9 protein-coding genes are annotated in these 9,759 nt (G+C 44.5%); 3 read left to right on the top strand and 6 right to left on the bottom strand.

Annotated elements, in window-relative coordinates; translation table 11 throughout:
* The 6 genes from ACMJ0U_RS01390 to ACMJ0U_RS01365 form a co-directional block, all read right to left on the bottom strand.
* Positions 1 to 619, bottom strand: a 619-nt coding sequence (locus ACMJ0U_RS01390) for a LytR/AlgR family response regulator transcription factor (RefSeq protein WP_417127685.1), incomplete at its 3' end; no start/stop codon positions are given.
* Positions 616 to 1,692, bottom strand: coding sequence for a sensor histidine kinase (locus ACMJ0U_RS01385; protein WP_417127683.1), 1,077 nt, complete (start codon positions 1,690 to 1,692; stop codon positions 616 to 618). The genes ACMJ0U_RS01390 and ACMJ0U_RS01385, both read right to left, overlap by 4 nt.
* A gap of 142 nt (positions 1,693 to 1,834) precedes the next feature.
* Entirely contained in the window at positions 1,835 to 3,055 is a 1,221-nt protein-coding gene (locus ACMJ0U_RS01380) for an ABC transporter permease (RefSeq protein WP_417127681.1), read from the bottom strand.
* Between the two features lie 23 nt (positions 3,056 to 3,078).
* Complete coding sequence (locus tag ACMJ0U_RS01375; protein ID WP_417127679.1) at positions 3,079 to 3,825, bottom strand: ABC transporter ATP-binding protein; 747 nt, start codon at positions 3,823 to 3,825, stop codon at positions 3,079 to 3,081.
* Positions 3,826 to 3,837: 12 nt separating this feature from the next.
* Positions 3,838 to 5,064 carry an efflux RND transporter periplasmic adaptor subunit gene (locus ACMJ0U_RS01370; protein WP_417127677.1) on the bottom strand — a complete coding sequence of 409 codons (1,227 nt, stop codon included), beginning with the start codon at positions 5,062 to 5,064 and terminating at the stop codon, positions 3,838 to 3,840.
* Positions 5,065 to 5,076: 12 nt separating this feature from the next.
* Positions 5,077 to 6,420: a TolC family protein gene (locus ACMJ0U_RS01365; RefSeq protein ID WP_417127676.1), complete on the bottom strand. Its 1,344-nt coding sequence runs from the start codon at positions 6,418 to 6,420 to the stop codon at positions 5,077 to 5,079.
* A 142-nt stretch (positions 6,421 to 6,562) separates the two neighbouring features.
* Here ACMJ0U_RS01365 and ACMJ0U_RS01360 point away from each other — a divergent pair, with 142 nt between their 5' ends.
* From ACMJ0U_RS01360 to cydB, 3 genes are read left to right on the top strand one after another with little or no spacing between them, the layout of a single operon-like run.
* Positions 6,563 to 6,781, top strand: coding sequence for a DUF4492 domain-containing protein (locus ACMJ0U_RS01360; protein ID WP_007562703.1), 219 nt, complete (start codon positions 6,563 to 6,565; stop codon positions 6,779 to 6,781).
* A gap of 41 nt (positions 6,782 to 6,822) precedes the next feature.
* Positions 6,823 to 8,319: a cytochrome ubiquinol oxidase subunit I gene (locus ACMJ0U_RS01355; protein ID WP_417127674.1), complete on the top strand. Its 1,497-nt coding sequence runs from the start codon at positions 6,823 to 6,825 to the stop codon at positions 8,317 to 8,319.
* A 33-nt stretch (positions 8,320 to 8,352) separates the two neighbouring features.
* Entirely contained in the window at positions 8,353 to 9,504 is a 1,152-nt protein-coding gene (cydB, locus tag ACMJ0U_RS01350) for a cytochrome d ubiquinol oxidase subunit II (protein ID WP_417127672.1), read from the top strand.
* Positions 9,505 to 9,759: the final 255 nt, after the last annotated feature.

Raw genomic sequence — 9,759 nt, 5'->3', positions numbered from 1 at the left:
GTTTTTGCACGATAAAAGAACGATGAATTCGGATAAACCGGTTGGCTGGCAGTTTGTCTTCCATCATTTTCATGCTGACCAGTGAGAGGATGGGGCGTGGATTATCTTCCAGATGTATTTTGATATAATCCTTCAGTCCTTCAATATAGAGAATTTTATCCAACTCGATTTGAATCAGCTTATAATCGCTTTTTACATAGATGTACTTCAAATCCTCGGAAGACTGGATTTCACCAGATGATGTTTCTGCTTTCTGCCGGAGTTCAAACCACTGGACAGCTTTGTTGACGGCTGTCATGAAATCTGTATAGCTGATAGGTTTGAGTAAGTAGTCAAGGGCATTTACTTTGTAACCATCCAGTGCATATTGTCCGAAAGCAGTTGTAAAGATGATACGTGTACTTCCAGGAACGATTTTGGAAAACTCCAGTCCGTTCAGTTCCGGCATCTGGATATCCAGGAAAATAAGGTCTACCGGATGATCTGTCAATAGTTCCATTGCCTGAATGGCACTGGAATATGCACCGCACAATTCGAGTGATGGTGTTTTTTTTACGTAACTTTCCAGCAGGCCGAGTGCCAGAGGTTCATCATCTATAATAGCACATTTTATAGTCATGGCAGTATCTTTTTATTGGTGTCAGGTATTTTTATGGTCAGAATGGAGCTATATTCTTTTTGATCAGGGCTTATTTGCTGTTGCCATTCATAGCGTCCGGTATATAACAGTTCCAGCCTTTTGCGCACTTGTTCCAGCCCGATGCCTGATCCACTTTTGTCCGTTGAATTTTTGGGATAATTGCTGTTGCGTATCACGCAATGGATTTCATCTTCCTTTTCCGTCAGCGAAATATCTATAAAGCTGGGTTCGGTAGGAGAGATTCCATGCTTGAAGGCATTTTCAATAAGTGAAATAAACAGCAGCGGAGCTACCGGACTTTGGCTGTCTGGACGAATTTGAAAGTTTGTATTGATTTTAACAGCGGACGACACCCGTATTCGCATGAGTTCGATGTAGTTTCGAATAAACTCTACTTCTTTAGTCAGTGGAACAAATGTTTCCTGATTGTCATATAAAACGTAACGCAGTAGCTTGCTCAATTCCTGAATAGCTTGTTGTGCCTTTTCGGTGTCAAAAGCCGTCAGGGCATAAATATTGTTCAGCGTGTTGAGCAGGAAGTGTGGATTCAACTGGTTTCGTAGGTTTTTCAGTTCTGCTTCAGTTCTGCTTTTCACGGCTTCACGGCGTTCCAATTCTGTAGCACTCCAGCGTAGACTCATACGGATAGCTACACTTAATCCTACAGTGAAAATCATGCTCGTAATATCCCTTATATAAAATATGTATTGGGGAGGTAAATGAGGACGTCGGGGAGCCGGGGGAGGAAAGGCAATGATGTTGTGCCAATAGCGTAGTCCGATGGACACAACGAAGATAAGAAGAATATTTAGAAGGATATACTGTCCGGTATGCTCTTTGAAAAGAACTTTAGGTATAAATAACAGGTAGTTGACATAAAAGATGATAAAGAAAGAAAGAGACACGCCAGAATGGTTGATAAACTCTCTCCAGTCGATACTGCCGCTGTCATCTTGAGTGAAGAACAGTGGAAATCCGAAAAACAATCCCCAGCATATAATGTGGATTGTCAATTCAAGTAAGCGGTGTTTGTTGTGAGTTATATGAACCATGCGGAATTGATTTAAGACAAAGATACGATTTTTTTTAATAAAAGTCCGGCTACCTCAAGCGGTTTATGTTGGGGAAACATTCACTGCTGAATGGCAGCCGGACAGGAAACCAAAGTTATGAAGAACAAAGTAGTTCCGTTATTTATTCATAGCGTAATGCTTCAATCGGGTCAAGGTCGGCCGCTTTTTTAGCCGGATACCAGCCGAAGAATACGCCTGTAAATGTACAAACGGCAAATGACAGCAATACACTCCAGGGCTGTACGAAGACAGGCCAGTGAGCTACACTCTTGATGATGAAGCTGGCACCACAACCTAAAATTACTCCAATCAGGCCTCCGGTAATACTGATTAGGATGGATTCTATCAGGAATTGTGACAGAATATCTATCCCTCTGGCCCCCACAGACATGCGAAGTCCGATTTCTCGTGTACGTTCCGTCACGCTTACATACATAATGTTCATGATTCCAATACCTCCTACTACCAGTGAGATTCCGGCAATGCAGGCCAGTAGGGTAGTCATCAGGTCGGTGGTAGTGTTCAGCATGGAACTCAGCTCTTGCTGCGTACGTATGGTGAAGTCATCGTCATCCGTTTCCTTCAGTTTGTGCTCACGTCTTAAAATATTCGTGATTTCATCTACAGCCTCTTCTGTCATGTCTTCGGTCAAGGCAGAGGCAAATACTCCACTCAGATAAGTTTGTGCCAGTAAGCGTTTCATCACAGTAGTGTAAGGAGATAATACCACATCGTCCTGGTCCTGTCCCATAGAGTTATAACCTTTAGATTTTAGTATTCCCACTACTCGTAAAGGAACCTGGTTGCAGCGGATAATCTTTCCAATCGGGTCTTGACCGTCGGGAAACAGGTTGTCTACAATTGTTTTACCGATGACACAGACTTTGGCAGCCGTACGTATATCTTCTTCTGTGAACATTTCACCTTGTTCTACGGTAAGCTGGCGAATTGTAAGGTAGCCAATGCTGACTCCACTTACAGAAGAAGGGTAGTTGTTGGAGCCCGAAATCAACTGTCCGGAGGCAGATACATTCGGACTGATGGCCGACAAGTACATGCACTCGTCGCGCAATGTTTCATAATTTTCCAGTTTCAGTGTCTGCATGCTCGAAGGGTCCTGCCGGACTCCACCTCTCATTTCAGCTCCCGGATGAATCATAATCATATTGGAGCCCATTTCAGAAATCTGTTTCTGGATGCTTCGTTTAGAGCCTTGTCCGATGGCCAGCATGGCAATGACAGAGGCCACACCGATGATAATCCCCAACATGGTCAGGAATGCACGGAGCTTGTTGTTGGCCAAAGCTCTGAAAGCTATTTTAAAAAGGTTTGTTCCGTTCATAAGTCGTTTTTTAATTAGTCACATCAATCGTCATCATTTTTCGGCAATGCCGCCAGTGCTTCAGCTGCAGATAAAATATGAGGGTTAGTCACATCTTCAATGACATGTCCGTCACGCAGGCGGATATTCCGGCTGCTGTATTGTGACAATTCCGGATTGTGTGTCACGAAAATAATCGTACGTCCTTCCTGGTGAAGTTTCTGGAAAAGAACCAGGATTTCAAAAGAAGTGCGTGTATCCAGGTTACCGGTGGCTTCGTCTGCCAGGATTACCGCCGGATTGTTGACTAGTGCGCGGGCAATAGCCACACGTTGCATCTGTCCTCCTGACATCTGGTTGGATTTATGTTCCAGGCGGTCTGCCAGTCCTACCGCTGTCAAGGCTTCAATGGCACGTCGGCGACGTTCAGCGGCACTGACCGAACTGTTGTACATCAAAGGGAGTTCCACATTTTCTACAGCTGTAGTTTTGGGTAGCAGGTTGTAGTTCTGGAATACAAATCCGATTTTCCGGTTACGCAATACGGCCCTTTGCGGTTTGCTCATGGAACGTACAGATACTCCGTCGAGCAGATACTCTCCACTGGTTGGCGTATCCAGGCATCCCAAAGTATTCAGCAAAGTAGACTTTCCTGAACCGGATGTTCCCATGATGGTGACGAATTCCCCCTCCTGAATGCTGAATGAAATTCCGCGTAAGGCATGGACTGTTTCGTCTCCCACCTGGAAATTCCGTTTTATATTTTGCAGTTCTATGACAGTCTTTTTCATAAGAGTATCTCCTTATTTTTGCTTTTTCTTGTCACTTCCCGGAGGGTCAGGCATAAACGGACTTCTTTCTTCTCCGCCAGTCATTGCCTCTGCGTCGGCATTGTTGTTGGTTCCTTTCAGTACTGTTTCCGTTACAATGGGAGTTCCTTCGCTCAGGCCTTCAAGAATTTCTGTATGGCTTCCATCGCTTAACCCGGTTTTTACAGGATGTGCAGTAAAGCCGTTGTCATCCATTGTCCATACTTTGTGCATACCTTCGCGATCGGTGATTTTCTTTTTACCTGCCAGCTGTTTGTCAGGAGTAAAACGTAATGCCTTGTTAGGCACCACCAGTACATTTTCGCGCGTGTCGGTGTAGATTGTTACGTTGGCAGTCAGTCGGGGTTTCAGTTTCAGGTCTGGATTGTCGGCTGTAATTACCACTTCGTAAGTGACAACTGTTTCGCTGCTTGTGCTGGTGCTGCTTGAACTGCTGCTGTTTACACTTCCCAGACGAATCTGATATACTTTTCCTTCGAACACGTCGTCAGGATATGCATCTACGGTAAAGGTAACTCGGGCACTGTCTTTTATTCCGGCAATGTCGGCTTCATCCACATCGGCTACTACCTGCATCTTTGTCAAGTCGGCAGCAATGGTGAACAGTGTCGGAGTTTCAAAACCAGAAGCTACGGTTTGTCCTTCTTCCACGTCCTTGCTCGTTACGATTCCGTTGATGGGCGAAGTAATGGTGGCGTATGAAAGATTCCGTTCCGCTTTGGCTAACGCTGCTTGTGTCTGTTCGTATGTACTTTTAGCACGTTCATAGTCGTACACACTTTGTTCGTAGTCTGTTTCGCTGATCAGCTGTTTTTCATGCAATGCTTTGTTTCTCTCGTATAGTTTTTTCTGGTAGTCGTATTCGGCCTTTGCGCCGTTGTATGTAGCTTGCGCTGATTGTAAATCACTGAGCAGTGTTACCTTATCCATCTCGGCTATCACTTCCCCCTGTTTTACTACGGAGTTATAATCAATATATATCTTGTCAATAATACCTGAAACCTGTGTACCGACCTCTACCTCAGTGACCGGTTCGATGGTTCCTGTAGCTGTAATGGAATTGCTGACATTACCTCGTGTGACTTTTTCAGTGACGAAGTCTACTTTGCCCTGTGCATTCTTCTTTCCGAAAATCCAGAATCCTGCTACAGCCAGCACGAGTACGACACCGGCTGTCAAAATTATTTTTTTCTTGTTCATATTGTTTGGTGATTATAATTCAATGTCTTTTCCTGCATAAAAATCGAGTAATGTACGATTCAAAATGGCCATATACTTGGCCTGAATCCGTTGTTGCTGTGCACTGAGCAGGTTGTTTTTCTCAGTTAGCAATTCGACCGTATTTTTCATGCCCAGTCTGAACTGCTCACTGACCATGTCAAAACTGGTCTGACTGCTTTTCAGTTTCACTTCGGCTGCTGCATATTGTTGCTGCGCATTGAGTGCATCCAGCCAGAGCGTTTCAATCTCGGTGTAAAGCCCTTTTTGCTTGTCCTGTAAGTTTAGCAGTGAAGAGTTGTATTGGAACTGAGCTTTTTCTACCGCACTTTTGGTCTGTCGGTTATTAAAGATAGGTACACTCACCGTAAGGCCGATGATGTTGTTCCATCCGTATTTCATCTGTTGTGCCCAGTTGTTCTGGCTTGCATTATTGGTTGTACTGGAAGTAGACGCCGACAGGCTGATACTTGGATAATACCCGCTTTTAGCTGCAGAAATAGCCAACTTGGAATTGTCAATACTCAGCTTGCTGCTTTGTATTTCCGGACGGTTGGCCAGTGCCGTTTGGTAAACCTCATCTTGATTGGGGAGTAGCTGCATCACTTTTTCATCGTCAAGTACCGGAAGTTCCAGCTCCATTTCCATGTTTCCGTCCAGTTCCAGCATTTGCTTCAGTTGAAGTTTATAGTTTCTCAGTGAGCTTTCGGAGGTTACCAGCTGGTACTGGTCATTACCGACCTGTGCTTCCAGTTGGGCCAAATCTGCTTTCGAAATACTACCCTGATTAAAAAGTTCTTTAGCGCGTTCATAGGTAGCTTTACTTACTTCCAGCGTACCTTTATTAATGTTTACCGATTCATCTGCATACAGAATCTGCAGGAAAAGTTTGGTAATCTCTTCCTTGAGCGTATTTTCCGTTTCGGCTACGGTCAGTTCCGCTATTTCCTGATTCTTCTTTTGCTGTTTGATGTTGTTCAGGCGCTGTCCGCCATTCCATAATGTCCATTGTGCAGATAAACTGTAGCTGCCGTTATAGGTAGTTTTATTGTTACTGCTGATGATTTCAGTACCACTGACTGTGGCGCTGTTTTCCTGATAAGGACGGTTCACAATGTTGTGTCCGGTGTTGAACGAGAGGCTTGGAAAGAGTGCAGCCTTTGCTGTCTTTACATCCACTTCGCTTTCCTGTAAGGAAATCTTGTTCTGCTGTAACTGGATATTTTTCTCCAGCGCATAGTTTATGCAATCTTCAAGCGACCAGGTTTGTTTTTCCTGTGCATTTGCCGACAGGAAAGTCGCGAGCGCGGCGAAGAAAATGAGTTCTCTTTTTTTCATATTTCGTTTAATTTTTACATTGCAAATGTATTTCATAATAAAAAAAGAGGCAAAATAGATAGATTTACCCACAGAATATCTCGATAAACCCTTGTTTTTTCCCGATAAAGTACTTACTTTGTAATCATTATAAAAATAGACTATGATTAAAAAGAATCTCATTCGTGTTTTTTATTTTTATCGTGATGGTTTTCGGGAGATGACCTGGGGACGTGTCCTTTGGGCGATTATCTTGATAAAGCTTTTTGTCATGTTTTTTGTGCTGAAACTGTTTTTCTTCCCTTCCTTCCTGGAAGGAAAGACGGAGACCGAGAAGCAGGATTATGTGGGCCTGGAGCTGACAAACCGGATGGCAGAATAACTATACCTTATTTATATTAGTAACTGATAAAGTAATTTCTTATGCTTGAAACAATCGACACTTCAATGATTGACTGGTCGAGGGCACAATTTGCCTTGACCGCCATTTACCATTGGCTGTTTGTGCCGCTGACTTTAGGGCTGGCTGTGATTATGGCTACAATGGAGACATTGTATGTACGTACAGGAAATGAATTCTGGAAGCGTACGGCAAAGTTTTGGATGAAACTGTTTGGAATAAACTTTGCCATTGGAGTGGCAACCGGTTTGATTCTGGAGTTTCAGTTTGGTACGAACTGGAGTAACTATTCCTGGTTTGTAGGTGACATATTTGGTGCTCCACTGGCCATAGAAGGTATTTTAGCCTTCTTCATGGAAGCTACTTTTGTGGCTGTCATGTTCTTTGGATGGCACAAGGTGAGCAAAGGTTTTCATCTGGCTTCTACCTGGCTTACCGGTTTAGGAGCCACTATTTCGGCCTGGTGGATTCTGGTGGCTAATTCCTGGATGCAATATCCGGTAGGAATGGAGTTTAATCCAGAAACCATGCGAAACGAAATGGTTGATTTCATGGCAGTGGCCTTCTCGCCAGTGGCAGTGGTGAAATTTTTCCATACCGTGTTAAGTAGCTGGATGCTCGGAGCCGCTTTCGTCATCGGAGTCAGTGCCTGGTACCTGATTCGTAAACGTGAAAAAGAATTTGCACTTGCCAGCATGAAGGTGGCAGCGGCTGTCGGATTGTTTGCTGCCCTGGTAACAGCCGGTACAGGCGATAAGTCTGCCTATCAGGTGGCTCAGGTGCAACCGATGAAATTAGCCGCAATGGAAGCGCTTTATGAAGGAGGTACGCATGAGCCTCTGACGGTGGTAGGTTCTATCAAAATACCCGAAATGCTTTCCTTCCTTGCTACGCATAGTACGGCGGGATATGTGCCGGGTATCAACAACTTGTTGGAAGGAGGCTATACGTTACCCGATGGTTCAACGGCTCTTTCGGCAGATGAAAAGATGGTGAACGGTAAGAAAGCCATTACCGCATTGGCCGATTTTCGTCGGGCAAAACAGGAAGGTGATGAAGCTTCTATGCGGATTGCACGCAGTGCCTTGAATGAGTACATGCCTTATTTCGGCTACGGATACATTCAGGACAAAGAAGCCCTTGTACCTCATGTAGGCCTGCTTTTCTGGTCTTTCCGTGTGATGGTGGGCTTGGGTATGTATTTCATATTGTTCTTCCTGGTTATTTTATTGCTCGTATGGAAAAAGCGGCTGGCAGAACTCAACTGGCTGCACTGGATTGCCTTGTGGAGCATCCCGTTGGCCTATGTAGCCAGTCAGGCCGGATGGATTGTGGCTGAAATGGGACGCCAGCCCTGGACGATTCAAGACTTGCTGCCGGTCAATGCGGCGGTGTCAAAACTGGAAACAGGCTCCGTGCAAACCACTTTCTTCATTTTCCTTATCATGTTTACCGTGCTGCTTATAGCCGAAATCGGTATCATGGTAAAAGCCATCCGTAAAGGTCCGGAAGAAAAATAAACTAATTGATATATCATTTTAAAACCGAATAATATGGATTCAACTTATATATTCTTGCAGCATTACTGGTGGTTCCTGGTTTCCTTGTTGGGAGCTTTGCTGGTCTTTTTGCTGTTCGTACAGGGAGGAAACTCCTTGCTGTATTGCTTAGGACGTACAGAAGAAGAACGTACGTTGCTGGTCAATTCCACCGGACGTAAATGGGAATTTACCTTTACCACCCTGGTCACTTTCGGAGGAGCCTTTTTTGCTTCTTTCCCTTTGTTCTATAGCACCAGCTTCGGAGGAGCTTACTGGTTGTGGATGATTATTCTTTTCAGTTTTGTGCTTCAGGCTGTGTCCTACGAGTTTCAGTCAAAGCTCGGCAACTGGTTGGGCAAGCGTACCTATCAGTTCTTCCTGGTGCTGAATGGCATTGTGGGTCCGCTATTGTTGGGAGCGGCTGTCGCTACTTTCTTCAACGGCTCCAACTTTGTGGTGAGCAAAGGAAATCTTACCGACGAAATGATGCCGGTCATCAGCCATTGGGGTAACGGATGGCATGGACTGGATGCGTTTGCTGACCCGTGGAACCTTATTTTAGGGTTTGCGGTGCTCTTCCTTGCCCGCCTGTTAGGAAACCTCTATTTCATTAACAACATCCGTCATGAAGCGTTGAATGCCCGTTTCCGTCGTCAGTTGATAGCCGATGCGGTACCCTTCCTTGTATTCTTTCTGGCATTTGTAATTCGCACTTTGCTGAAAGACGGGTTTGCCGTTAATCCGGAAACGGGACAGATTGTGATGGAACCTTTCAAGTATTTCCATAACTTTATAGCGATGCCTTATCTGTTGGTGTTGTTCCTGTTAGGAGTAGTCGGGGTGTTGTATGGTTTAGGGAAAAGCATTTTCTGTAAGGCCTATACCCGTGGCATCTGGTTTGCCGGTGTGGGTACGGTGCTGACGGTGCTGTCCCTGTTGTTGGTCGTAGGTTATAATCATACCGCTTATTATCCTTCTACAGCCGATTTACAGAGTTCATTGACCATCGCCAACAGTTGTTCCAGCCAGTTTACCCTGAAAACCATGGCCTATGTGTCTATTTTAGTTCCCTTTGTGCTGGCCTACATTATTTATGCATGGCGTGCCATCGACCGTAAGCCGCTGACCATGGAAGAAATCAAAGAAGACGAGCATAGCTATTAATCTGTGTCGTTTGTTATAATGTATAACCGTCGTCCGAAGCAGAAAGTCGGGCGACGGTTATTTTTTTGCAGCAAATCTCGTGTGAACTTTTGAGTATTGAGGTCGAAAAAAAACTGTAGTGTACTAAATAAGTTGACACAAATTATTTAGTAACATGCGTGAATATCGTAAGTATTCCCAAGACGAATGTCTGTCTTATTTGGAGGAATATCTCTCTTCTTCCTTAAGCCAAAGTGAATTTGAGAGAGAAAAAGG

The organism is Phocaeicola sp. (assembly GCF_048170425.1).
Lineage (GTDB): Bacteria > Bacteroidota > Bacteroidia > Bacteroidales > Bacteroidaceae > Phocaeicola.
Note: the sequence above shows the minus strand (reverse complement) of the source record. Positions and strands in the feature narration are given on the sequence as shown.

Coding starts and splice junctions, on each gene's coding strand:
- ACMJ0U_RS01365 (WP_417127676.1), bottom strand. CDS start 6,420: ATGAAAAAAAGAGAACTCATTTTCTTCGCCGCGCTCGCGACTTTCCTG.
- ACMJ0U_RS01360 (WP_007562703.1), top strand. CDS start 6,563: ATGATTAAAAAGAATCTCATTCGTGTTTTTTATTTTTATCGTGATGGT.
- ACMJ0U_RS01355 (WP_417127674.1), top strand. CDS start 6,823: ATGCTTGAAACAATCGACACTTCAATGATTGACTGGTCGAGGGCACAA.
- ACMJ0U_RS01380 (WP_417127681.1), bottom strand. CDS start 3,055: ATGAACGGAACAAACCTTTTTAAAATAGCTTTCAGAGCTTTGGCCAAC.
- cydB (WP_417127672.1), top strand. CDS start 8,353: ATGGATTCAACTTATATATTCTTGCAGCATTACTGGTGGTTCCTGGTT.
- ACMJ0U_RS01375 (WP_417127679.1), bottom strand. CDS start 3,825: ATGAAAAAGACTGTCATAGAACTGCAAAATATAAAACGGAATTTCCAG.
- ACMJ0U_RS01385 (WP_417127683.1), bottom strand. CDS start 1,692: ATGGTTCATATAACTCACAACAAACACCGCTTACTTGAATTGACAATC.
- ACMJ0U_RS01370 (WP_417127677.1), bottom strand. CDS start 5,064: ATGAACAAGAAAAAAATAATTTTGACAGCCGGTGTCGTACTCGTGCTG.